Origin of the sequence: Streptomyces humidus, from assembly GCF_014649655.1 — a bacterium.
Classification (GTDB): domain Bacteria; phylum Actinomycetota; class Actinomycetes; order Streptomycetales; family Streptomycetaceae; genus Streptomyces; species Streptomyces humidus.
Genome location: NZ_BMTL01000041.1, coordinates 1 through 24390 on the forward strand (window position 1 = coordinate 1; position 24390 = coordinate 24390).

Sequence of the window (24390 nt, forward strand, 5' to 3'; positions counted from 1 at the left end):
GGGGGCCGGGGGCCGGGGGCCGGGGGCCGGGGGTCGGGGGTCGGGGGTCGGGGGTCGGGGGTCAGCCTCGCTGACCGTAGTCCCGGAGGCGGTGCGCCGCCTGCGCCAGTTGGTCCTCCGTCAGCAGCGTGGGGGTGTGGCCCGGGACCGACGAGGCCGTCAGCCACAGCCGGCACATCCACTCCAGCTGGGCCGTGCGGTCGTAGGCCTGGTCGAGGGTGGCGCCGTAGGTGAGGGTGCCGTGGTTCTGCAGCAGGCAGCCGGTGCGGCCGGCGAGCGCCCGGAGCGTGTTCCCGGCCAGCTCCTCGGTGCCGTACGTGGCGTAGGGGGCGACCCGGACGGGGCCGCCGAGCGCGCCCGCCATGTAGTGGACGAGGGGCAGTTCCGGGACGAGGGTCGAGACGGCCGTGGCGTGCACGGCGTGGGTGTGGACGACCGCCGCGGCGTCGGTGGTCCTGTATACGGCCAGGTGCATGGGCAGTTCGCTGGTCGGGACCAGGGAGCCGAGCACCTGCCGGCCGGCGAGGTCGACGCCGGTGACGTCGTCCGTGGCGAGCCGGTCGTAGGGCACCCCCGACGGAGTGACCAGCACGGTGTCGCCGACGCGTGCGGAGACGTTGCCCGAGGTGCCGACGACGAGCCCGTCGGCCACCGTGCGGCGGGCCGTCGCCACCAGCGCCTCCCAGGCCCGCGCCTCCTCGGGTGTCGCGCGCCTCCCCCGGCGCCCCTCCGCGCCCTGACCGCCGTCCCCGGGATCCCGGGCGTCCGTCTGCTCGTGCCGCTGCTCAGCCATGCCGCGATCCTGCCAGGACGCCGCCGCCCACGGGGACGCCCCGGCGGGTCCCGGACGTCTCGGCGGCGCGGGGCGTCGAGCGGAGCGTCAACTCCCCGCAAGGACACCGCGATGCCCGCCGGCGTTCATCTTCCGTTCACCCAGGTTGCCTACGGTCGACGCACCAATGACTTCGAACGATTGCCTGGGTAAATGGAAAGCTTCTCGCTGATTCTCGCGATTGTGGTCGTCACCGCACTCGCGTTCGATTTCACGAACGGTTTCCACGACACCGCCAACGCGATGGCCACGACCATCTCGACCGGTGCACTCAAGCCCAAGGTCGCGGTGGCCATGTCCGCCGTGCTGAACCTTGTGGGCGCCTTTCTCTCGGTGGAGGTCGCCAACACGATCTCCAAGGGTCTCGTCGACGAGACCGGCATCCGTCCCGAGGTCATCTTCGCCGCCCTGGTCGGCGCGATCCTCTGGAACCTGCTGACCTGGCTGGTGGGCCTGCCCTCCAGCTCCTCCCACGCCCTCATGGGCGGTCTGATCGGCGCCACCATCGCCTCAGCCGGAACTGGCGCGGTGCACGGCGACGTGCTGGTCACCAAGGTCCTGCTCCCGGCGGTCGCGGCCCCGATCGTGGCGGGCGTCGCCGCGATGCTCGCGACCCGGCTCTCGTACACCCTGGGCAGGAAGGCGGACGGAAAGGCCGCGGCGAAGGGCTACCGCACCGGACAGATCGCCTCGGCCGGACTGGTGTCCCTCGCTCACGGCACCAACGACGCGCAGAAGACGATGGGCATCATCACCCTCGCCCTGGTCGCCGGCGGCGCCGTGGCCCCCGACTCCGACCCGCCCACCTGGGTCATCCTCTCCGCGGGTCTGGCCATCGCGCTCGGTACGTACATCGGCGGCTGGCGCATCATCCGCACCATGGGCAAGGGTCTCACCGAGCTCGAGCCCCAGCAGGGCTTCTCCGCCCAGACCAGTGCGGCCACGGCCATCCTGGCCTCCTCCCACCTGGGCTTCTCCCTCTCCACCACGCACGTCGTCTCCGGTTCGGTGATGGGCGCGGGCCTGGGCCGCAAGGGCGGCGTGGTCCGCTGGTCGACGGCGACCCGTATGTTCGTCGCCTGGGGCCTGACCCTGCCGGCGGCCGCCCTGGTGGGCGCGCTCGCCGAGTCGGTGACCGGTCTGGGCGACTGGGGCACCGGCGTCGTCGCCGTCTTCCTGATCGCCTCCAGCGCGGCGATCTGGAAGATCTCCCGGCGCGAGGTCGTCGACGCCTCGAACGTCAACGAGCACGAGGAGCCCGCGGGCGTCGTCACGACGGCGATCGCGGTCGTCGCCCCGCCCCCGGCCGGTCAGCTCGTCGACGATCTGACCGCGACCATCGCCTCCCCGGCCCCCGAGCCCGTGGCCCCCGCCGCCCCGCCGGCCGCGGCCGTCTGAGCCGTCGCCTCCGGCACGAAGGAAGAGAAGCATCATGAAGATCGACTGGGCAGCCCTGGGCTCCGTGTTCGGCGTCAGCCTCGTGGTCACCGTGGGCCTCGTGGCCCTGTTCACCCTCGGCGTCATGGGCCTGTCGCGCCAGGAGCGCGCCACGGCGCAGGGCGGCTCGGCAGGCCTCGCGGTGACGGGCGCGTACGCGTGCTTCGCGGCCTGCGCGGCGGCGGTGGCGTACGGGATCTCCCTGATCGTGGCCTGACGGGTCATCGGGACACCCCTGGGGTGCGGGACGGGTCACCGTCCCGCACCCCTTCGCGTGTGACCCCGCCGATCACCCGCGTGTGGGGTTCTGCACACTCTCCCCTCGCAGGTCAACAGTGAGTTGACGGCCCTTCCGGGCCCGTGGTGGACTGCCCGGGCCATGTACGGCGGCAGAAGAGGAAGCCGGTGTGAATCCGGCGCGGTCCCGCCACTGTCACCGGGGTAGTGAGCCCCGGGAGCCAGGAACTCTCGCCGCGGTCTCGTCGAACCAGGGCGTGGACACCCTGAGTGAGGACACATAGCCATGTTCGGCTGCCCGGATCGCCCGTCGAGCGCCTCGCGCGTCGCCCCCAGGCCGTCTCCCGCCCGCACGGCCGGCTGAGCCGATGGGTGCCGATCGCGTTCACGCGTACGGCGCCGCCGCCGGCCTTCTCGGCGACCTGCTTCTCGGCGACCCCCGCCGGGGGCATCCGGTCGCCGCGTTCGGCCGGGCCGCGGGCGCCGTGGAGCGGCTGCTGTGGCGGGACCACCGGGGATGGGGCGCCCTGCACACCGTGGTGTGCGCGGGCGGCGCCGTCGCCGTGGCGGCCGTCGCCGCGCGGACCGTGCGCGAGCGTCCCGCCGCCTCCGTCGCCCTCACCGCCGCCGCCACCTGGGCGGTCGTCGGCGGCGCCTCACTCGTGCGCGAGGCCCGGGGCATCGCGCACGCCCTGGAGGCGGGGGACGTCGACGCCGCGCGGGAACGGCTGCCGCGTCTGTGCGGGCGCGACCCGCAGGCCCTGGACGCCGACGGGATCGCCCGGGCCGTGGTCGAGTCCGTCGCCGAGAACACCTCCGACGCCGTCGTGGGCGCGCTGGTGTGGGGCGCCGTGGCCGGTGTGCCGGGGCTGGCCGGGTTCCGGGCCGTCAACACCCTCGACGCCATGGTCGGGCACCGGTCGCCGCGCCATCTGCGCTACGGGTGGGCCTCGGCCCGCCTCGACGACGTCGCCGGATGGCCCGGGGCACGGCTGACCGCCGTGCTCGCCGCCGTGGCCGGCGACGATCCCCGGGGCGCGGTCCGGGCCTGGCGCGCCGACGGGCGCAGGCACCCCAGCCCCAACGCCGGGCCCGTGGAGGCGTCCTTCGCGGGCGCCCTCGGGGTGCGACTGGGCGGGACCCTGTCCTACGGCGGCCGGGTCGAGCACCGGCCCGTGCTCAACGGGGCGGCCGGGCGGCCCGTCGTCGCCGGGGACATCGAACGCGCCGCGCGGCTCTCCCGCCGCGTCGGTCTGCTCGCGCTCGGCGTCACCGTCGCCGCGCGCTTCGTCGTGACAAAGGCGCTCGACGCGCGGAAGGGGCGTACGTCATGAGCGGGGGTCTCCTGGTCGCCGGCACCACCTCCGACGCCGGCAAGAGCGTCGTCACGGCGGGGATCTGCCGGTGGCTGGTCCGGCAGGGGGTGAGGGTCGCGCCGTTCAAGGCGCAGAACATGTCCCTGAACTCGTTCGTCACGCGCGAGGGCGCGGAGATCGGGCGGGCGCAGGCCATGCAGGCGCAGGCCTGCCGGATCGAGCCGACGGCGCTGATGAATCCCGTGCTGCTCAAGCCCGGCGGGGAGCAGAGCAGTCAGGTGGTCCTGCTGGGCAAGCCGGTGGGCGAGCTGAGCGCCCGCGGGTACCACGGCGGGCGGCAGCAGAAGCTCCTCGGGACCGTTCTCGACTGTCTCGCCGAGTTGCGGGGCACGTATGACGCGGTGATCTGTGAGGGGGCAGGCAGTCCGGCCGAGATCAATCTGCGGCGGACGGACATCGTCAACATGGGGATCGCCCGCAATGCCGGGCTGCCCGTGCTGATCGTGGGGGACATCGACCGCGGCGGCGTCTTCGCCTCGTTCTTCGGGACCGTCGCGCTGCTGTCTCCCGAGGACCAGGCGCTGATCGCCGGGTTCCTCGTGAACAAGTTCCGCGGGGACGTCTCCCTGCTGGAGCCGGGCCTGGACATGCTGCACGGGCTCACCGGGCGGCGCGCCTACGGCGTGCTGCCGTTCCGGCACGGTCTCGGCATCGACGAGGAGGACGGCCTGAGAGTGTCGCTGCGGGGAACCGTGCGGGAGTCGAACACCGCCCCGCCCGTCGGGGAGGACGTGCTGCGGGTCGCCGTCTGCGCGGTCCCGCTGATGTCGAACTTCACGGACGTGGACGCGCTGGCCGCCGAACCCGGCGTGGTCGTGCGGTTCGTGGACCGGCCCGAGGAGCTGGCCGACGCCGACCTGGTGGTGATCCCGGGGACCCGGGGCACCGTGCGGGCGCTGGAGTGGCTGCGCGAACGCGGCCTGGCCGACGCCCTGTCGCGGCGGGCCGCCGAGGGACGGCCCGTCCTCGGCGTCTGCGGCGGCTTCCAGATCCTCGGCGAGCGCATCGAGGACGACGTCGAGAGCCGGCGGGGACAGGTCGACGGGCTCGGGATCCTTCCCGTCCGGGTGCGCTTCGCCCGTGAGAAGACCCTCACCCGGCCGGTCGGGGAAGCCCTCGGCGAGCCGGTCGAGGGGTACGAGATCCATCACGGCGTCGCCGACGTCACGGGGGGCGAGACGTTCATCTCCGACGGCGAGGGACGTGCCCTGGACGGCTGCCGGGTGGGACAGACCTGGGGCACGCACTGGCACGGCTCGCTGGAGTCGGACGGGTTCCGGCGGGCGTTCCTGCGCGAGGTGGCGGCCGCCGCGGGCCGCCGGTTCACACCGGCCCCCGACACCTCCTTCGCCGGGCTGCGCGAGGAGCAGCTCGACCGGCTCGGCGACCTGATCGAACAGCACGCGGACACCGACGCGCTCCGGCGGCTCATCGAGTCGGGCGCGCCGCAAGGACTGCCTTTCATTCCACCGGGAGCGCCCGCATGAGCACAGTGTTGTTGTTGTCGACCGCCGACACCGATCTGCTGGCGGCCCGGGCCGCCACCGGCGTCGACTACCGGATCGGCAACCCGACCCGCGTCGACGTCGCGCAGGAGCTGCCCGCGCTCCTCGACGGCGCGGACGTCGCCGTCGTACGGCTGCTCGGCGGGAAGCGCGCCTGGGAGGACGGGCTCGATGCGCTGCGGGCGTCCGGCGTCCCGACCGTGCTGCTGGGCGGGGAGAGCGTGCCGGACGCCGAGCTGATGGCCGCGTCGTCGGCGCCGGCCGGCGTGGTGGCGGAGGCCCTGCGGTATCTCGTCGAGGGCGGCCCCGCCAACCTCGCGGAGCTGGCGCGGTTCCTCTCCGACACCGTGCTGCTGACCGGCGAGGGGTTCGTCGAGCCGCAGCGGATGCCCGAGTACGGCGTCCACGGCGAGCGGGCGTTCGCCGAGGGCCGGCCGACCGTGGGCGTGCTGTTCTACCGGGCCCACGAACTGAGCGGGAACACCGCCTTCGTGGACACCCTGTGCGAGGCGGTCGAGGCGCGGGGGGCGAACGCCCTTCCCGTGTACTGCGGTTCGCTGCGCGGGGCGGACGCCGGCCTGTACGAGATCCTCGGCCGCTGCGACGTCCTCGTCGCCACCGTCCTGGCCGCCGGGGGCGCGCACGCCTCGCAGGCGTCGGCGGGCGGAATCGATCCAGTGGTGCGAAGCACCCCCGTTGAGGGTGGTGGCGGGAGACGGGCGGGCGAGGAGGCCTGGGACGTCGGAGCGCTCGCCGAACTCGACGTGCCTGTGCTGCAGGGCCTGTGCCTGACCTCGTCGCGCGCGGCCTGGGAGGCGTCCGACGCGGCCCTCTCCCCCATGGACGCGGCGATGCAGGTGGCGATCCCGGAGTTCGACGGGCGGCTCGTCACCGTCCCCTTCTCGTTCAAGGAGCAGGGGCCCGACGACGTCCCGGTGTACGTCGCCGACCCCGAGCGGGCCGCGCGGGTCGCCGGGATCGCCGTCCGGCACGCCCGGTTGCGGCACAAGCCGAACGCCGAGAAGAAGCTCGCGCTGGTCTTCACCGCCTACCCCACCAAGCACTCGCGGGTCGGCAACGCCGTCGGCCTGGACACGCCCGCCTCGGCCGTACGGGTGCTGGACGCCCTGCGGGACGCGGGCTACGTGGTCGAGGGGCACCCCGACGACGGCGACGAGCTGATCCACCGGCTCATCGACGCCGGCGGCCACGACGTCGAATGGCTCACCGAGGACCAGCTCGCCGCCGCGCCCGCGCGGGTGCCGCTGGCCGACTACCGGGCCTGGTTCGACCGGCTGGACCCGCAGCTCAGGGAGGGCATTCTCCAGGCGTGGGGCGAGCCGCCGGGCTCCCTGTACGTCGACGGCGACGACGTCGTGCTGGCCTGCCTGCAGTTCGGCAACGTCGTCGTGATGATCCAGCCGCCGCGCGGCTTCGGCGAGAACCCGATCGCGATCTACCACGACCCCGACATGCCGCCCTCGCACCACTACATGGCCGCGTACCGGTGGCTGGAGAACAGTTTCGGCGCCGACGCGATCGTGCACATGGGCAAGCACGGCACGATGGAGTGGCTGCCGGGCAAGGGGCTCGGACTGAGCGGCGGCTGCGCGCCGGACGCCGTCCTCGGCGAGCTGCCGCTGGTCTATCCGTTCATCGTCAACGACCCGGGCGAGGGCACCCAGGCCAAGCGGCGCGGGCACGCCACCGTCGTCGACCATCTCGTCCCGCCGATGGCGCGGGCGGACACCTACGGCGATCTGGCGAAGCTGGAGCAGCTGCTCGACGAGTACGCGCTCGTCTCCGACCTCGACCCGACGAAGGCGCCGGCGGTGCGCGCGCAGATCTGGACGCTGGTCAAGGCGGCCGAGCTCCACCACGACCTGCACGTCGACGACCAGCCCGACGACGACGCCTTCGACGAGTTCGTCATGCACATCGACGGCTATCTGTGCGAGATCAAGGACGTGCAGATCCGCGACGGGCTGCACATCCTGGGCGGCGGCCCGGTCGGCGAGCCGCGGGTGAACCTGGTGCTGGCCGTGCTGCGCGCCTCGCAGGTGTGGGGCGGGCAGGCCAACGCGCTGCCGGGGCTGAGGTCGTCGTTCGCGGCCCATTTCGGGCTCGACGAGAAGGAGTTGCTGGCCGAGCCGGGCGCGCCGGTGAAGGCGCCGGTGGAGCTGACGGACCTGGTCGAGGGGCCGTCGCGGTCCGCGGCCGACGCGATCGACCTGCTGGAGCAGCTGTGCCGGCGCGTCGCGGAGGGCATGGAGGCGCGGGACTGGGCGGTCGTCGAGTGCGGTCCGCTGGTGCGCGACGTCGTCGGCGCCGAACTGCCGGACGCCGTGGCGGTGCTGGAGTTCGCGTGCCGTGAGCTGGTGCCGAGGCTCGCCCGGACCACGGACGAGATCGGGCACATCCTCAAGGCGCTGGACGGCGGTTACGTCCCGGCCGGCCCCTCGGGCTCCCCCACCCGCGGGCTGGTCAACGTCCTGCCGACCGGCCGCAACTTCTACTCGGTCGACCCCAAGGCCATTCCCTCCAGGCTGAGTTGGGACGTCGGGCAGGCTCTCGCGGACTCCTTGGTGCAGCGGTACCTCCAGGACACGGGCGCGTACCCGAAGTCGGTCGGCCTGACGGTCTGGGGCACCTCCGCGATGCGCACCCAGGGCGACGACATCGCCGAGATCCTGGCGCTGCTGGGCTGCCGACCGGTCTGGGACGACGCCTCACGTCGGGTCACGGGCTTCGAGATCGTCTCCCTGGAGGAGCTCGGCCGGCCGCGCATCGACGTCACCGTCCGTATCTCCGGCTTCTTCCGGGACGCGTTCCCGCACGTGGTCGGGCTGATCGACGACGCGGTGCGGGCGGTGGCCGAGCTGGACGAGAGCGCGGAGTCGAACTTCGTGCGCGCGCACGTCGACGAGGACACGGCCGCGCACGGCGACCGGCGGCGCGCGAGCGCCCGGATCTTCGGCTCCAAGCCGGGGGCGTACGGGGCCGGTCTGCTGCCGCTGATCGACGCCCGCAACTGGCGCTCCGACGCCGACCTCGCCGAGGTGTACGCCGTCTGGGGCGGGTACGCCTACGGGCGCGGGCTCGACGGGCGGGCGGCGCGCGGGGACATGGAGACGGCGTTCCGGCGGATCGCCGTCGCCGCGAAGAACGTGGACACCCGCGAGCACGACCTCGTCGACGCCGACGACTACTTCCAGTACCACGGCGGCATGGTCGCCATGGTGCGGCATCTGACGGGCGCCAGCCCCGAGGCGTACGTGGGCGACTCCGCGACGCCGGACCAGGTGAGGACCCGCACGCTGGGCGAGGAGACGCACCGCGTGTTCCGGGCCCGGGTGGTCAACCCGCGCTGGATGGCGGCCATGCGGCGGCACGGCTACAAGGGCGCCTTCGAGATGGCGGCGACCGTCGACTACCTCTTCGGTTACGACGCCACCGCGGGGGTCGTCGACGACTGGATGTACGAGAAGCTCAGCGCGGAGTACGTGTTCGACGCGGACAACCGCGACTTCATGAAGAAGTCCAACCCGTGGGCGCTGAGGGGGATCACGGAACGGCTGCTCGAGGCCGCCGACCGGGGTCTGTGGGCGGAGCCGGACGCCGGCACGATCGAGCGGCTGCGCGCCACCTATCTGGAGCTGGAAGGCGATCTGGAGGACGACCAGAAGTGAGCACTCCTTTCCCGTTCACGGCCGTGGTCGGCCAGGACGACCTGCGGCTCGCGCTGCTGCTGAACGCCGTGTCGCCGAAGGTGGGCGGCGTGCTGGTCCGCGGCGAGAAGGGCACCGCCAAGTCGACGGCCGTGCGCGCCCTCTCGGCGCTGATGCCCGCGCTGGACGTGGTCGCCGGCTGCCGGTTCTCGTGCGACCCCGGCTCCCCCGACCCGGCCTGCCCGGACGGTCCGCACGAGCCCGGGGCGTACGAGACGCGGCCCGCGCGCATGGTCGAACTGCCGGTCGGCGCGTCCGAGGACCGGCTGGTGGGTGCCCTCGACATCGAGCGGGCGCTCGCCGAGGGCGTCAAGGCCTTCGAGCCGGGGCTCCTCGCCGACGCGCACCGCGGGATCCTCTACGTCGACGAGGTCAACCTCCTGCACGACCATCTGGTCGACCTGCTCCTCGACGCGGCCGCGATGGGCGCCTCGTACGTGGAGCGCGAGGGCGTCTCCGTGCGCCATGCCGCGCGGTTCCTGCTCGTGGGCACGATGAACCCCGAAGAGGGCGAGCTGCGGCCGCAGTTGCTCGACCGGTTCGGGCTGACGGTGGAGGTGGCCGCCTCGCGCGAGCCCGACCAGCGGGTGGAGGTCGTCCGGCGCAGGCTCGCCCACGACGACGATCCGGCCGCCTTCGCCGAGCGGTGGGCGGACGAGGAGGCCGCCGTGCGCGCCCGGATCGTGGCCGCGCGGGCGCTGCTGCCGTCGGTGCGGCTGGGCGACGGGGCGCTGCGGCAGATCGCGGCGACCTGCGCCGCGTTCGAGGTGGACGGCATGCGGGCGGACATCGTCATGGCGCGCACGGCCACCGCGCTGGCCGCCTGGGCCGGGCGCACGGACGTCCTCGCGGAGGACGTCCGGCAGGCCGCGCTGCTGGCGCTGCCGCACCGGCGGCGCCGCAACCCCTTCGACGCGCCGGGGCTCGACGAGGACAAGCTCGACGAGACGCTGGAGGAGTTCGGCGGCCCCGGCGACACCGGCCCCGGCGACGACGACCGCGGTGACGACGGCCTGGGCGACGAGGGACCCGAAGACGACGGACCCGACGGGGGCGGCGGGGGCGGCCGGCCCGCGCCCGACGCCGGTCCGGACGGCGGCGACCCGGGCGCCCGGCCCGAGGCCGGACAGGACGGCGGGCCACGGCCGGCGGGAGCCTCCGAGCGGTCCGCCGCACGGGCCGCCGAGCCGTTTCGCACCAAGGTGCTGAGTGTGCCGGGGATCGGCGAGGGGGCCGCCGGGCGGCGGTCACGGGCCCGGACCGAGCACGGGCGCACCACGGGCGCGCGCCGCCCCCGGGGCGCCCTGACCAAACTGCATCTGGCGGCGACCGTGCAGGCGGCCGCACCGCACCAGCGGGTGCGCGGGCGCTCCGGGCCGGGCCTGGTGGTGCGGCGGGACGATCTGCGGCAGGCGACCCGGGAGGGGCGCGAGGGCAACCTCGTGCTGTTCGTGGTCGACGCCTCCGGGTCGATGGCCGCACGGCAGCGGATGAGCGCGGTGAAGGGCGCCGTGCTGTCGCTGCTCCTCGACGCGTACCAGCGGCGGGACAAGGTGGGGCTCGTGACGTTCCGGGGGGCCGGTGCGGAACTCGCGCTGCCGCCCACCTCGTCGGTGGACGCCGCGGCCGTGCGGCTGGAGTCGCTGCCCACGGGCGGGCGGACGCCGCTGGCCGCCGGGCTGCTGAAGGCGCACGACGTGCTGCGGGTGGAGCGGCTGCGGGATCCGGCGCGCCGGGCGCTGGTCGTGGTCGTCACCGACGGACGGGCCACCGGCGGTCCGGAGCCCGTCGCCCTCGCCGGGCGGGCGGCGCGGCTGTTCGCGGCCGACGGCGTCGCCTGCGTGGTCGTGGACTGCGAGTCAGGGCCCGTGCGGCTGGGGCTCGCGGGGCAGTTGGCCGGTGAGCTGGGCGGCGCCGCCGTGACGCTGGAGGAGTTGCGGGCGGACTCCGTCGCGGGACTGGTCAGGGATGTGCAGGGGACTTCGAGGAGGGCCGCGTAATGCCGCAGGGACAGCCGAGTGTCGTGCCGGACGACGGACTGACGACCCGCCAGCGCCGCAACCGGCCGCTCGTGGTCGTGCACACCGGCGTCGGCAAGGGCAAGTCGACCGCCGCGTTCGGGCTCGCTCTGCGGGCCTGGAACCAGGGGTGGCCGATCGGGGTGTTCCAGTTCGTCAAGTCCGCGAAGTGGAAGGTCGGCGAGGAGAACGCGCTGCGCGTGCTGGGGGCGTCCGGCGAGGGCGGCACCGTCGACTGGCACAAGATGGGCGAGGGCTGGTCCTGGGTCCAGCGCGACCTCCAGGGTGACAACGCGACCAACGAGGAGAAGGCCCGCGAGGGCTGGGAGCAGGTCAAGCGGGACCTCGCCGCCGAGACGTACAAGCTGTACGTGCTCGACGAGTTCGCGTACCCGATGCACTGGGGCTGGATCGACACCGACGAGGTCGTCGACGTGCTGCGCGGGCGTCCGGGCACGCAGCACGTCGTGATCACGGGTCGCAACGCGCCCGAGAAGCTCGTCGGCTTCGCCGACCTCGTGACCGACATGTCCAAGGTCAAGCATCCGATGGACGCGGGCCAGAAGGGCCAGCGGGGCATCGAGTGGTGACGCCGTGCTGACCGCCCCCTCCCGCGTCCCCCGGCTGGTCGTCGCCGCGCCCTGCTCGGGCAGCGGCAAGACCACCGTCGCCACGGGGCTGATGGCCGCGTTCGCCGCCCGTGGGCTCGCGGTGTCCCCGCACAAGGTCGGGCCGGACTACATCGACCCCGGGTACCACGCGCTCGCCGCCGGGCGGGCAGGGCGCAATCTCGACGCGTATCTGTGCGGGCCGGAGCTGGTCGCCCCACTGTTCCTGCACGGGGCGCGCGGCTGTGACGTCGCCGTCGTCGAGGGCGTGATGGGGCTGTACGACGGAGCCGCCGGGGAGGGGGAGCTGGCGTCCACCGCCCAGGTGGCGAAGCTGCTGCGGGCCCCGGTGGTGCTGGTCGTCGACGCGTCGTCGCAGTCGCGGTCGGTGGCGGCGCTGGTGCACGGGTTCGCGTCCTGGGACCCGCAGGTGCGGATCGGGGGCGTGATCCTCAACAAGGTCGCCTCGGACCGGCACGAGGAGCTGTTGCGGGAGGCGCTGGAGTCGACGGGGACGCCGGTGCTGGGGGCGCTGCGGCGGACTCCGCAGGTGGACACCCCCTCGCGGCACCTCGGGCTGGTTCCGGTCGCCGAACGGCGTGCCGAGGCGGTCGAGGCGGTCGCCGCGATGGCCGCTCAGGTCGCGCGCGGGTGCGATCTCGAGGCGCTGCTCGCGCTGGCGCGGGGCGCCGGGGCGCTGTCCTGCGCGGCGTGGGACCCGGCGGAGGCGCTCTCCTCGGCCCCGCCGCCCCTTCCCGCCGCGGCCTCGGGGGCCGCCGCCCCGGCGTCCCGGTCCCGTCCGGTCGTCGCCGTGGCCGGTGGTGCGGCGTTCACCTTCTCCTACGCCGAGCACGCGGAGCTGCTCGACGCCGCCGGGGCCGAGGTCGTCGTCTTCGATCCCCTGCGCGACCGACGACTGCCCGACGGGACGGACGGGCTGGTGATCGGCGGCGGGTTCCCGGAGGTGTACGCCGCCGAACTGTCCGCCAACGAGGAGTTGCGCAAGGCCGTCACCGCGCTGGCGGAGTCCGGGACGCCGGTCGCCGCCGAGTGTGCGGGGCTGCTGTATCTGTGCCGTGAACTCGACGGGCTCCCGATGTGCGGGGTGCTCGACGCGCGGGCCCGGATGTCCGCACGGCTGACCCTCGGCTACCGCGACGCCGTCGCCGTGAGCGACAGTGTGCTCGCGCCCGCCGGTACGCGGATGCGGGGGCACGAGTTCCACCGGACGGTCGTCGAGCCGGGAGCGGGGGCGGCCCCGGCGTGGGGGGTGCGTGCGCCCGAGCGGCGGGTCGAGGGCTTCGTACAGCACGGCGTGCACGCGAGTTATCTGCACACGCACTGGGCGGCCGAGCCCGGTGCGGCCCGTCGGTTCGTCGAGAGGTGCCGGACGTCATGAGCAGCAGGCTGGTCGGAGTCGGGGTGGGCCCCGGGGATCCGGAGCTGGTGACCGTCAAGGGGGTCAACGCGCTGCGGGCCGCCGAGGTCGTCGTCGTGCCCGTGATGGACGGCGGTGAGCAGGGCCGGGCCGAGGCCACGGTGCTGCACTACGTGCCGCTGGACAAGGTCGTCCGGGTCGTCTTCGCGCTCAACGAGCGGACCGACCGGGCCCGCCGGGAGGCCGCCTGGGACGCCGCCGGGGAGCGGGTCGCCGAGCTGCTGCGGCAGCACGGGTCGGTCGCCTTCGCGACCATCGGCGATCCCAACGTGTACTCCACGTTCACCTATCTCGCGCAGACCGTGGCCGAGTCGGTGCCGGGCCTGGCGATCGAGACCGTCCCCGGAATCACCGCCATGCAGGATCTCGCCGCGCGGTCCGGCGCGGTGCTGACCGAGGGCACCGAGCCGCTGACGCTGGTGCCGGTGACCGCCGGATCGGCTGTCCTCAAGGACGCGCTCGCCGGTCCGGGGACCGTCGTCGCCTACAAGTTCGGGCGGCAGGCCGCCGAGGTCGTCGAGGCGCTGCGGGAGACCGGGCGGATCCAGGACGCGGTGTGGGGCTCGGCGCTCGGGCTGGCGCAGGAGACGATCCGGGCCGCCGAGGAGCTGGACGGCGAGCCGCTGCCGTACCTCTCCACGCTGATCGCGCCCGCGCGGCGCGGGAACGGCCGGGGCGGCAAGCTGTGAGCGCGCCCGCGTCCGGGTCACGCGGCCAGGCCCACCACCAGCCAGATGAAGGCCGCGCCCGCGATCGTGCACAGCACGGTCGAGCGGGCGGGGTGTTCGTGGTGGGCCTCGGGGAGGATCTCGGCGGCCGCCAGGTAGAGCAGCGCGCCGCCGAAGAAGCCCAGGTAGCCGCCGAGCAGCTGCTCCGGGATGGTGACGAAGGTCGTCGAGGCCGCGCCCAGGACCGGCGCGGCCGCGTCCGCGAACAGCATGGCCAGGGCCTTGCGCCGGGCGTTCCCGTACAGGCTGGTGATCGTGTAGGTGTTGAAGCCGTCCGCGAAGTCGTGGGCGATGACCGCCAGGGCCACGGCGATTCCCATGCCGCCGTCCACCTGGAAGGCCGCGCCGATCGCCACGCCGTCCATGGCGCTGTGGAAGACCATCGCCGCGGCCGCCGTCAGACCGACCTCCGGCGCCCTGCCGCCGCCGGGGGCCGCGCCGTGGAGGGCCGCGTCATGGCCGGCCGGGCCGTCGTGTGCCGGGCCGTCGGGGCCTCGTCCGGCGTGGGGTCCGTGGCCGGGGTGCTCGCGCGGCGCCGGGGTGCGGACGTGCTCCTCGGCGCCGTGCGCGGCCTGGCGGACGGCCAGCAGCCGTTCCACCACATGGGCCAGCAGGAAGCCCGCGACGAACAGCAGCAGCGCGGCCGGGACGCCGAACACCGGCGTGCCGGCCGCGCCGAGGGCCTCCGGCAGCAGGTCCAGGCCGACCACGCCCAGCATCAGGCCGCCGGCCAGCCCCAGCACCAGGTGACGGCGGTCGGTCACGCGTTGTGCCGTCCAGCCGCCGGCGAGCGTCATGAGGAACGCGCCGAGCGCGACGAAGACGGCCATACGCCCTTGCTATCCGATCGACCCACGATCGCGCACATCCGCGCCGCCCGCCGACACCGGTAAAACGGCACAAAGACCGTTATGAGAGGACCTGAACCCATGGCCGATGCCCCCACCGGCAAGGTGACCTTCGTCGGCGCCGGCCCCGGCGCCGCCGACCTGCTGACGTTCCGCGCCGCGCGCGCCATCGCCGAGGCCGACGTCGTGATCTGGGCCGCGAGCCTGGTGCAGGCGGAGGTCCTGAGCCACGCACGGGAGGGCGCGGAGATCCTCGACTCGGCGACGATGTCCCTGGAGGACGTGGTGGCCGTGTACGAGCGGGCGCGCGCCGAGGGGCTGAAGGTCGCCCGCATCCACTCAGGGGACCCTGCGCTGTGGGGCGGCACGCAGGAGCAGCTCGACCGGTGCGAGGAGATCGGTCTGGCGACCGAGATCGTCCCCGGCGTCTCCTCCTTCTCCGCGGTCGCCGCGATCGCCCGCCGCGAGCTGACGATCCCCGAGGTCGCCCAGTCCGTCGTCCTCACCCGGCTCGGCGGCGGCAAGACGCCGATGCCGCCCGGCGAGGAGGTGCGCGAGTTCGCCAGGCACGGCACCACGATGGCGGTCTTCCTGTCCGCCGCGCGCAGCGGGCAGCTCGTGCGGGAGCTGCTGGAGGGCGGCTACCCGACTGCCACCCCGGTCGTCGTCGCCCACCAGGCGACCTGGCCGGAGGAACTCGTCGTGAAGTGCACGATCGGGACGCTGGAGGAGACGGTGAAGGAGCACAGGCTCTGGAAGCACACCCTCTTCCTGGTCGGCCCGGCCCTGGACGCGCACGGCACCCGCTCGCACCTGTACCACCCCGGTCACTTCCACGGCCATCGCAAGGCCGACCCGGAGGCCCGGCGGGCCCTGCGCTCGCGGGGTGCCGGCACATGAGCCGTCCGATCACGGTGGTCGGCGCGGGGACGGGCGCGCCCGTCCCTCCCGACGCGCTGGCCGGGGCCGAGCTCGTCGTGGGCGGGCGCCGGCATCTGGACGCCGTGGAGCTGCCCGCGTCCGCGGAGCGGATCGTGCTCGGGCCGCTGGGGCCTGCCCTGGACGCCATGGAGGAGTACGTCGGCAAGGAGCGGCGCGTGGTCGTGCTGGCCTCGGGCGACCCCGGGTTCTTCGGGATCGTGCGGGCGCTGGCCGAGCGGTTCGGGCCGGAGCTGCTCGACGTCCGGCCCGGCGTCTCCTCCGTGGCGGCCGCCTTCGCGCGGCTCGGGCTGGCCTGGGACGACGCCGTGGTCGTCAGCGCGCACGGGCGGAACCCCCGGACGGCCGTCAACGTCTGCCGGGCGCACCCGAAGACGGCCGTGCTGACCGGACCGGGCGCCGGGCCCGGCGAGCTGGGCGCGGCGCTCGCGCGCAGCGCGCCCGGCCGGACGCTCGTCGTCGCCGAGGCGCTGGGCGATCCGGGGCGCGAGCGCCTGGAGCGGGTCTCGCCCGCCGAGGCCGCCGGGCGTGACTGGGGAAGCGCGGTGAGCGTCGTGCTGTGCCTGGACGAGACGCGGGCGCCCGGCCCGGCCCGCACGCTCGCCGGGCCCTGGGCCGGTCCCGCCGGGTGGGCGCTGCCCGAGGGCGACTTCGCCCACCGCGACTCGATGGTCACCAAGTTCGAGGTGCGGGCGCTGGCCCTGGCCCGGCTCGGGCCGCGCCCCGGCGAACTGGTCTGGGACGTCGGCTCCGGTTCGGGGTCGGTGGCCGTGGAGTGCGCCCGGCTCGGCGCCGCCGTCAGCGCCGTCGAGAAGGCGGCGGACGGGGTGGAGCGCGTCCGCGCCAACGCGGCCGCCCACGGCGTCGACGTGCACGTGGTGCACGGCACCGCGCCGGACGCGCTGAGCGGGCTCGACGATCCGGACGCCGTGTTCGTCGGCGGCGGCGGCCGCGAGCTGCCCGGCATCGTGGAGGTGTGCGCGCGGCGGGCCCGGCGCACGGTCGTGGTCGCCCTGGCCGCGCTGGACCGGGTGCCCGCGGTGCGCGCCGCGCTGACCGGAGCCGGGTTCGACTGCGACGGGGTGTTGCTCCAGTCCTCGCGGCTGGCGCCGCTGCCGGGCGACGTGACCCGGCTCGCGGCGGCCAATCCCGTCTTCCTGCTGTGGGGGAACCGGCGCCCAGCCGGCTCGAATCCCGTGAGACCTGAAGGAGTTGCCCAGTGATCGGCCTCATTTCCGCCACCGCGGCGGGCGCGGCGGCACGCGACCGGCTGGCCGCGGCATGGCCGGACCGCACCCGGGTGTACGACGGCCCCGTGGGCGACGCCGTGCGGCGGGCGTTCGCGGAGTGCGAGCAGCTCGTGTGCTTCCTGGCGACCGGCGCGGTCGTCCGGCTCATCGCGCCCCTGCTGTCCGACAAGGCGTCCGACCCGGGAGTGGTGTGCGTCGACGAGGCCGGGCGGTTCGCCGTCTCGCTGGTCGGCGGACACGGCGGCGGCGCCAATGAACTCGCCGTCCAGGTCGGGGAGTCGCTGGGCGCGGAGCCCGTGGTGACCACGGCCACGGACGCCGTGGGCATCCCCGGTCTGGACACCCTGGGCCTGCCGGTGGAGGGCGATGTGGCCGGCGTGACCCGGGCCCTGCTGGACGGGGAGCCGGTCGCGCTGGACGCCGAGGCGGCGTGGCCGCTGCCGCCGCTGCCGTTCACGGCGCGGGACCGTGCGCCGGGCGCACGCGTCGTGCGGCTGACGGACCGCGCCGTCGAACCCGGCGACGGGGAGGTGCTGCTGCGTCCGCCGTCCCTGGTCGTCGGCGTCGGCGCGTCCAGGGGCGTGCCGGTGGACGAGGTGCTCGATCTGGTGGAGGGCGCGTTGCGGGACGCGGGGCTGTCCCCGCGCAGCCTCGCCGAACTGGCCACGGTGGACGCCAAGCGCGACGAGCCCGGCATCGTCGAGGCGGCCGCGCGGCTCGCGGTGCCCCTGGTGACGTACCCCGCCGAGGAGTTGACGAAGGTCGAGGTGCCCAACCCCTCCGACGCGCCCCTGGCCGCCGTGGGCACCCCGTCCGTCGCCGAGGCGTCCGCGCTCGCCGGCGGCGGTGAACTCCTGGTCCCCAAGCGGAAGTCGGCGCGGGCGGACGGCCACGCCTCGATGGCCACCTGCGCCGTCGTACGGCGTCCCGCGCGCGGGCGGCTCGCGGTCGTCGGGCTCGGTCCCGGCGCCCGTGATCTGCTCACCCCGCGCGCCACGGCCGAACTGCGGCGGGCCGCCGTGCTCGTCGGCCTCGACCAGTACGTCGACCAGATCCGCGACCTGCTGCGGCCGGGCACCCGGATCCTGGAGTCCGGGCTGGGCGCCGAGGAGGAGCGGGCCCGCACGGCCGTCGAGGAGGCCCGGCGCGGACAGGCCGTCGCGCTGATCGGCAGCGGGGACGCGGGCGTGTACGCCATGGCCTCCCCCGCGCTCGCCGAGGCGTCCGACGACATCGACGTGGTCGGGGTGCCCGGTGTGACGGCCGCGCTCGCGGCCGGCGCGATCCTCGGTGCTCCGCTCGGCCACGACCATGTGTCCATCAGCCTGTCCGACCTGCACACGCCGTGGGAGGTCATCGAGCGCCGGGTGCGGGCGGCGGCCGAGGCGGATCTGGTGGTCACCTTCTACAACCCCCGCAGCCGGGGCCGCGACTGGCAGCTTCCCAAGGCGCTGTCGATCCTCGCCGAGCACCGGGAGCCGGCCACGCCCGTCGGCGTCGTGCGCAACGCCTCCCGGCCGGACGGGACCAGCAGGCTGTCCACGCTCGCCGGACTCGACCCGGCCTGGGTCGACATGATGACGGTCGTCACCGTGGGCAACACGGCGACCCGTGCCGTCGCCGGGCGCATGGTGACGCCCCGCGGCTACCGCTGGCAGGAAGCCGCCGCGGAGGAGGTCCGGTGACCCGGCCGCCGCACCCCGCGCCGGCCCACGACCGCCTGCCGTATCCACCCCTTCCCCACCCTGAGGAGAACCAGTGACCACCCCGCCGCCCGCCCTGCTCATCGCCGGCCACGGCACCCGGGACGAGGCCGGAGCCGAGGCGTTCCGCGAGTTCGTACGGGAGCTGGGCCGCCGCCATCCGGAACTGCCCGTCGCGGGCGGCTTCATCGAGCTGTCGCCGCCGCCGCTGGGCGACGCGGTCGCCGAGCTGGTGGAGCGCGGCGTGCGGCGCTTCGCGGCCGTCCCGCTGATGCTGGTCTCGGCCGGACACGCCAAGGGCGACATCCCGGCCGCGCTGTCCCGCGAGAAGGAGCGCCACCCCGGGATCTCCTACACCTACGGGCGTCCGCTGGGCCCGCACCCGGCGCTGCTGGACGTCCTGGAGCGACGGCTGGACGAGGCCCTGGGCACGGCGGGGCGGACGCCCGAGGACCTGGCCGACGTGACCGTGCTGCTGGTCGGACGCGGTTCGACGGACCCGGACGCCAACGCCGAGGTGTACAAGGCGGCCCGGCTGCTGTGGGAGGGACGCGGGTACGCGGGCGTGGAGACCGCGTTCGTGTCGCTGGCCGCGCCGGACGTGCCGGGCGGACTCGACCGGTGCGTACGGCTGGGCGCGCGGCGCGTCGTCGTCCTGCCGTACTTCCTGTTCACCGGGATCCTGCCGGACCGGGTGCGGCAGCAGACCGAGGACTGGGCGGCCGCGCATCCGGAGGTCGAGGTGCGCTCGGCGGACGTCATCGGCCCCGAGCCGGAACTGCTCGACCTGGTGATGGAGCGGTACGAGGAGGCCGTCAAGGGCGACCTGCGGATGAACTGCGACTCGTGCGTGTACCGGATCGCGCTGCCGGGCTTCGAGGACAGGGTCGGGATGCCGCAGCAGCCGCACTTCCACCCGGACGACGACGGACATCACCACGGCGGTCACCACCACGGGCACTCCCACTCCCATGCGCACTGAGGGCCACACCGAGGGGAACACCGAGGGGCACGACCTGCGCCACCACGGAGACGCCGAGGTGCGCGGCGACGGCTCGTCGCTCGTCGACCTCGCCGTGAACGTCCGCGCGGACACGCCCCCGCGCTGGCTGCGCGAGCGCGTCGCCGTGTCCCTCGGCGCCCTGGCGGCGTACCCGGACGGGCGGGCCGCGCGGGCGGCGGTCGCGGCGCGGCACGGGCTCCCCGTGGAGCGGGTGCTGCTCACGGCGGGCGCGGCGGAGGCGTTCGTGCTGCTGGCGCGCGCCCTGAAGGTCCGCCGGCCCGTCGTCGTGCATCCGCAGTTCACCGAGCCGGAGGCGGCGCTGCGGGACGCGGGGCACGCGGTGGACCGGGTGCTGCTGCGGGAGGAGGACGGTTTCCGGCTGGACCCCGCGGCCGTCCCCGACGACGCGGACCTGGTGGTGATCGGCAACCCGACGAACCCGACGTCGGTGCTGCATCCTGCGCGGGCCGTCCGGCGGCTGGCCCGGCCCGGGCGGACGCTGGTGGTCGACGAGGCGTTCATGGACGCGGTGCCGGGCGAGCGGGAGGCGCTCGCGGGGGCGACGGACGTGCCCGGTCTGGTCGTGCTGCGCAGCCTGACGAAGACCTGGGGGCTGGCGGGGCTGCGGATCGGGTACGTCCTCGCCGCGCCGGAGACTATCGCCGAGCTGGAGCGGGCACAGCCGCTGTGGCCGGTGTCCTCGCCGGCGCTGGCGGCGGCGGAGGCGTGCATGGGGGCGCAGGCGCTGGCGGAGGCCGCGCACGCCGCGCACCGCGTCGCGGCGGACCGGGCGCATCTGGTCGCCGGCCTGGAGGAGTTCGCCGCCGACGGGCTGCGGGTCGTCGGGCCGGCGGACGGCCCCTTCGTCCTCGTCCGGGCGCCCCGGGCCGCCGCCGTCCGGCAGCGGCTGCGCACCCTGGGGTTCGCGGTCCGGCGCGGGGACACGTTCCCGGGTCTCGACGAGGAGTGGCTGCGGCTGGCGGTGCGGGACCGGGCGACGGTGAACCGATTCCTCCAGGCACTGGACCAGGCGCTCGCGCTGACCCGCGGATAGACGGGCGGGGGACCGGACGGGACGGCCGAGCGCAGGACGAGGGCGGCTGCGTCCGGCCCTGCCTGGCGCGCCCCGCGCTCAGCCCACCACCCTCCCGTTCAGCACCACCCTGCGCGGCGCCGCCAGCACCCGGACGTCCGCGCGCGGGTCCGTCCCGTAGACCACCAGGTCCGCCGGGGCGCCCTCGGACAGACCAGGGCGTCCGAGCCACTCGCGGGCGCCCCAGGCGGCCGCCGAGAGCGCCGTCAGCGGCGGGATGCCCGCCGTCACCAGTTCGGCGACCTCCGCGGCCACCAGACCGTGCGGCAGCGCGCCGCCGGCGTCCGTGCCGACGAAGACGGCGATCCCGGCGTCGTGGGCGTTGCGCACGGTGTCGTACCGGCGTTCGTGGAGCCGGCGCATATGAGCCGCCCAGCGCGGGAACCTGGCCTCGCCGCCCATGGCCAGCCGCGGGAACGTCGCGATGTTCACCAGGGTCGGGACGATCGCCACGCCCCGTTCGGCGAACAGCGGGATCAGGTCCTCGGTGAGCCCCGTCGCGTGTTCGACGCAGTCGATGCCCGACTCGACCAGGTCCCGCAGCGAGTTCTCGGCGAAGCAGTGGGCGGTGACCCGCGCGCCCAGCCGGTGGGCCTCGGCGATGGCCGCCTCGGCCGCCTCCCGCGGCCAGCTGGGGGCCAGGTCACCCGCCTCGCGGTCGATCCAGTCGCCGACCAGCTTGACCCAGCCGTCGCCGCGCCGCGCCTCCCGGGCGACGTAGGCGACCAGGTCGTCGGGCTCGATCTCGTGCGCGTAGCCGCGCAGATAGCGGCGGGTGCGGGCGATGTGCCGGCCCGCCCTGATGATCTCCGGGAGGTCCTCACGGTCGTCGACCCACCGGGTGTCCGACGGCGAGCCCGCGTCCCTCAGCAGCAGCGCGCCGGCGTCGCGGTCGGCCAGCGCCTGCTTCTCGGCGACGTCCGCCTCGACCGGGCCGTGCGCACCGAGGCCCACATGGCAGTGGGCGTCGACGAGACCGGGCAGCGCCCAGCCCTCGACCACGCGCACGTCACGGGCGCCGACGGGACGGTCGTAGGAGATCCGGCCGCCGACGACCCACAGCTCGTCGCGGACGTCGTCGGGTCCGGTCAGGACCCGGCCCTTCACGTGCAGCACCGGGTGATCGCTCATGTCCGGCACTCTAGTGAAGCTACTTCCCGGGGCCGCCCACCTGGTCGGACGTCTCCTCCTCCACCTCGGCCATCGCCGGGTCGAGGAGTCGGGAGAGGAAGTGGCGGGTGCGTTCGTGCGCGGGGGCGCCGATGACCTGAGCCGGGGCGCCGTCCTCGACGATCACGCCGCCGTCCATGAAGACGACCCGGTCGGCGACCTCGCGCGCGAAGGTCATCTCATGGGTGACGACCATCATCGTCATGCCCTCCCGCGCCAGCATGCGCATGACGGCCAGGACGTCCCCCACCAGCTCCGGGTCGAGCGCCGACGTCGGCTCGTCGAACAGCATCACCTCGGGGCCCATGGCCAGGGCGCGGGCGATGGCGACCCGCTGCTGCTGGCCGCCGGAGAGGGAGGCGGGGTAGGCGGTCGCCTTGTCCGACAGACCGACGCGCTCCAGGTTCTCGGCGGCGACCTTCGCCGCCTCCGCCTTGCCGCGCCGGAGCACCCGGCGCTGCGGCAGCGTGAGGTTCTCGGTCACGGACAGGTGCGGGAAGAGGTTGAACTGCTGGAAGACCATGCCGATACGACGTCGTACGGCGTCGATGTCGACGTCTGGGTCGGTCAGTTCGGCGCCGCCGACGAAGACCTGGCCCCCGGACGGCTCCTCCAGCAGGTTCACGCACCGCAGCAGCGTCGACTTGCCCGAGCCGGAGGGCCCGATCACGCAGACGACCTCGCCGCGGCCGACCTCCAGGTCGATGCCCCGCAGCACCTCGTTGTCGCCGAACGACTTGTGCAGGCCGCGTACTTCGATCTCGGGTCGGCTCATTTCACGGCCTCCTGGGCCTTCGCCTCCATACGGCGCACGACGAAGCCGAGCGGGATGGTCACCAGCAGGTAGCAGAGGCCGGCGACCAGGATCGGCGTGGAGTTGGCGGTGGTGCTGGCCAGGTCGCGGCCGTACTTGGACAGTTCGCGCTCCTCCAGTGTCACGCCGAGCAGCAGGACCAGGGAGGAGTCCTTGAAGAGCATGATCAGCTCGTTGGTGAGCGGCGGGAGGATGATCCGGAAGGCCTGCGGGATGACGACCGAGACCATGGCTCGCGCGGGCGAGAAGCCCAGCGAGCGGGCGGCCTCCGTCTGGCCCTTGGGCACCGCCTGGATGCCGGCCCGGAACGTCTCCGCCATGTACGCGGCGCCGATCAGGCCGAGACCGAGGGCGGCCTTGCCGTAGGTGCCGCCGACGATCTCCGTGCCGGGGAAGGCCAGCGGCACCGCCACCCCGATGAACACGAAGATCAGCAGGGCGGGCAGGCCGCGGAAGATCTCGATGTAGACGCCGGCCAGCCAGCGGTACGGCCCCACCGAGGACAGCCGCATCAGGGCGACGACCAGCCCGAGCACCAGGCCCAGCAGGAACCCGGACACCGTGTACAGCACGGTGTTCTTCAGGGCCAGCGTGATGACGTCCGGGAACATCTGCTGGGCGATGTCCCACTGGGCGAACTGGTTCTTCAGCCGGCCCCAGTCCGCCGAGACCGCGAAGACGATCACGGCGGCGACGAAGACGACGTACTGCGCGCCCCGCGAGAGGCTGCGCTTCTGCCGCCGGGTCAGGCCCTTCTTCCTCGGCTGGAGGGGTACGTCCGTGTCGGCCATGGGGTCAGGACGCCGAGGCGGAGGCCGACGGGGAGGCGGCCGACGCGTCGTACGGGCCGATCCACTGCTCGTACAGCTTCTTGTAGGTGCCGTCGGCCTTCGCGTCCGCGAGCGCCTTATCGATGGCGGCGACCAGCTTCGCGTTGCCCTTCTTCACCGTGAAGCCGTACTGCTCGCCGGTGTTGAGGTTGTCGACGACCTTGAAGGCGTCGGCGTTGGCCTTGTCCTTCAGCCAGCCCTGGACGACCGGGTAGTCGATGACGACGGCCTTGACCTGGCCGGTGCGCAGACCGTTGAGGACGGCGTCGGAGGACTCGAAGGAGACCGGGTCGAGGCCCTGCTTCTTGGCGTAGTCCTCGCCGGTGGTCTGGGCCTGGGCGCCGAGCTTGACCTTCTCGGCCTTCACGTCGGCGAGCGAGGTGACGCCCGCGCCCTTGTCGACCAGGACGGCCTGGGTGGCGTCGAAGTACGGGTCGGAGAAGTCCACGTTCTTCTTGCGCTCGTCGGTGATGGTCATGCCGGCCGCGGCCAGGTCGCACTGCCCGGAGTTGAGGAAGGCGCCGGTCTTGAAGTTCTCGAACGGCGTGTCGGTGATCACCTGCTTCACGCCCAGGTTCTTGGCCACCAGGTCGATCAGGGACACGTCGAAGCCCTGCACCTTGCCGTCGATCTCCGACTGGAAGGGCGGGTAGGGCAGGTGGGTGCAGGTGGTGAGCTGGCCCGCCTTGACGAGCTCGACCCCTCCGGCGGCGGTCTTGGAGCCGCTGCCCCCGCTGTCGGTGGAGGTGCAGGCGGCCACGAGCATCAGCCCGGCCGTCGCGGTGGTGGCGGCCAGGATGCGGATCCGGCGCCCGGGGAGGGTGTTCACTGCG

20 protein-coding genes and 1 riboswitch are annotated in these 24390 nt (G+C 74.3%); of the genes, 14 read left to right on the forward strand and 6 right to left on the reverse strand.

Annotated elements, in window-relative coordinates; translation table 11 throughout:
* Positions 1-61: 61 nt before the first annotated feature.
* Positions 62-793 carry a class II aldolase/adducin family protein gene (locus tag IE239_RS35045; protein ID WP_190153520.1) on the reverse strand — a complete coding sequence of 244 codons (732 nt, stop codon included), beginning with the start codon at positions 791-793 and terminating at the stop codon, positions 62-64.
* A gap of 192 nt (positions 794-985) precedes the next feature.
* On the opposite strand from IE239_RS35045, the gene IE239_RS35050 reads away from it, so the two are divergent.
* The 9 genes from IE239_RS35050 (at position 986) to cobI (ending at position 13868) form a co-directional block, all read left to right on the forward strand.
* The gene (locus IE239_RS35050; protein WP_190153521.1) at positions 986-2230 is read left to right on the forward strand and encodes an inorganic phosphate transporter; all 1245 of its coding nucleotides are present in this window, start codon (positions 986-988) and stop codon (positions 2228-2230) included.
* 34 nt (positions 2231-2264) lie between these two features.
* Positions 2265-2486, forward strand: coding sequence for a hypothetical protein (locus IE239_RS35055; RefSeq protein ID WP_190153522.1), 222 nt, complete (start codon positions 2265-2267; stop codon positions 2484-2486).
* Between the two features lie 129 nt (positions 2487-2615).
* A riboswitch (cobalamin riboswitch) is annotated at positions 2616-2757 on the forward strand.
* Positions 2758-2874: 117 nt separating this feature from the next.
* Positions 2875-3840 (forward strand): cobalamin biosynthesis protein, encoded by a 966-nt coding sequence (locus IE239_RS35060; RefSeq protein ID WP_190153523.1) that lies wholly within the window; start codon positions 2875-2877, stop codon positions 3838-3840.
* Positions 3837-5369 carry a cobyric acid synthase gene (locus IE239_RS35065; RefSeq protein ID WP_190153524.1) on the forward strand — a complete coding sequence of 511 codons (1533 nt, stop codon included), beginning with the start codon at positions 3837-3839 and terminating at the stop codon, positions 5367-5369. The genes IE239_RS35060 and IE239_RS35065 overlap by 4 nt, the downstream gene beginning before the upstream one ends.
* Positions 5366-9076: a cobaltochelatase subunit CobN gene (gene cobN, locus IE239_RS35070; protein WP_190153525.1), complete on the forward strand. Its 3711-nt coding sequence runs from the start codon at positions 5366-5368 to the stop codon at positions 9074-9076. The genes IE239_RS35065 and cobN overlap by 4 nt, the downstream gene beginning before the upstream one ends.
* A complete protein-coding gene (locus tag IE239_RS35075; protein WP_190153526.1) occupies positions 9073-11115 on the forward strand; it encodes a putative cobaltochelatase in 2043 nt (680 codons plus the stop codon). The genes cobN and IE239_RS35075 overlap by 4 nt, the downstream gene beginning before the upstream one ends.
* Positions 11115-11723: a cob(I)yrinic acid a,c-diamide adenosyltransferase gene (gene cobO, locus IE239_RS35080; RefSeq protein ID WP_190153527.1), complete on the forward strand. Its 609-nt coding sequence runs from the start codon at positions 11115-11117 to the stop codon at positions 11721-11723. Before IE239_RS35075 ends, cobO begins: the two co-directional genes overlap by 1 nt.
* A gap of 4 nt (positions 11724-11727) precedes the next feature.
* Positions 11728-13140: a cobyrinic acid a,c-diamide synthase CobB gene (locus tag IE239_RS35085; RefSeq protein WP_373308191.1), complete on the forward strand. Its 1413-nt coding sequence runs from the start codon at positions 11728-11730 to the stop codon at positions 13138-13140.
* Positions 13137-13868, forward strand: a complete 732-nt coding sequence (gene cobI / locus IE239_RS35090; protein ID WP_190153528.1) for a precorrin-2 C(20)-methyltransferase — start codon at positions 13137-13139, stop codon at positions 13866-13868. Before IE239_RS35085 ends, cobI begins: the two co-directional genes overlap by 4 nt.
* 17 nt (positions 13869-13885) lie before the next feature.
* On the opposite strand, the gene IE239_RS35095 is transcribed toward cobI, so the two are convergent.
* Positions 13886-14737, reverse strand: coding sequence for a ZIP family metal transporter (locus IE239_RS35095; RefSeq protein WP_190153529.1), 852 nt, complete (start codon positions 14735-14737; stop codon positions 13886-13888).
* 99 nt (positions 14738-14836) lie between these two features.
* On the opposite strand from IE239_RS35095, the gene cobM reads away from it, so the two are divergent.
* The 5 genes from cobM (at position 14837) to cobC (ending at position 20704) form a co-directional block, all read left to right on the forward strand.
* On the forward strand, positions 14837-15655 hold the full coding sequence (gene cobM, locus IE239_RS35100; protein WP_190153530.1) for a precorrin-4 C(11)-methyltransferase: 819 nt from the start codon (positions 14837-14839) through the stop codon (positions 15653-15655).
* Entirely contained in the window at positions 15652-16917 is a 1266-nt protein-coding gene (gene cbiE / locus IE239_RS35105; RefSeq protein ID WP_190153531.1) for a precorrin-6y C5,15-methyltransferase (decarboxylating) subunit CbiE, read from the forward strand. The genes cobM and cbiE overlap by 4 nt, the downstream gene beginning before the upstream one ends.
* Positions 16914-18629, forward strand: a complete 1716-nt coding sequence (gene cobJ / locus IE239_RS35110) for a precorrin-3B C(17)-methyltransferase (RefSeq protein ID WP_190153532.1) — start codon at positions 16914-16916, stop codon at positions 18627-18629. Before cbiE ends, cobJ begins: the two co-directional genes overlap by 4 nt.
* A gap of 73 nt (positions 18630-18702) precedes the next feature.
* Entirely contained in the window at positions 18703-19629 is a 927-nt protein-coding gene (locus IE239_RS35115; protein WP_190153533.1) for a sirohydrochlorin chelatase, read from the forward strand.
* Positions 19619-20704 carry an Rv2231c family histidinol phosphate aminotransferase CobC gene (gene cobC / locus IE239_RS35120; protein WP_190153534.1) on the forward strand — a complete coding sequence of 362 codons (1086 nt, stop codon included), beginning with the start codon at positions 19619-19621 and terminating at the stop codon, positions 20702-20704. Before IE239_RS35115 ends, cobC begins: the two co-directional genes overlap by 11 nt.
* A gap of 78 nt (positions 20705-20782) precedes the next feature.
* Here cobC and IE239_RS35125 read toward each other — a convergent pair whose 3' ends face one another.
* From IE239_RS35125 to IE239_RS35140, 4 genes are read right to left on the reverse strand one after another with little or no spacing between them, the layout of a single operon-like run.
* Positions 20783-21874 (reverse strand): amidohydrolase family protein, encoded by a 1092-nt coding sequence (locus tag IE239_RS35125; RefSeq protein ID WP_190153535.1) that lies wholly within the window; start codon positions 21872-21874, stop codon positions 20783-20785.
* Positions 21875-21893: 19 nt separating this feature from the next.
* Positions 21894-22688 carry an amino acid ABC transporter ATP-binding protein gene (locus IE239_RS35130; protein WP_190153536.1) on the reverse strand — a complete coding sequence of 265 codons (795 nt, stop codon included), beginning with the start codon at positions 22686-22688 and terminating at the stop codon, positions 21894-21896.
* A complete protein-coding gene (locus IE239_RS35135) occupies positions 22685-23518 on the reverse strand; it encodes an amino acid ABC transporter permease (RefSeq protein WP_190153537.1) in 834 nt (277 codons plus the stop codon). The genes IE239_RS35130 and IE239_RS35135 overlap by 4 nt, the downstream gene beginning before the upstream one ends.
* A gap of 4 nt (positions 23519-23522) precedes the next feature.
* Positions 23523-24386 carry a transporter substrate-binding domain-containing protein gene (locus IE239_RS35140; RefSeq protein ID WP_190153538.1) on the reverse strand — a complete coding sequence of 288 codons (864 nt, stop codon included), beginning with the start codon at positions 24384-24386 and terminating at the stop codon, positions 23523-23525.
* Positions 24387-24390 lie beyond the last annotated feature (4 nt).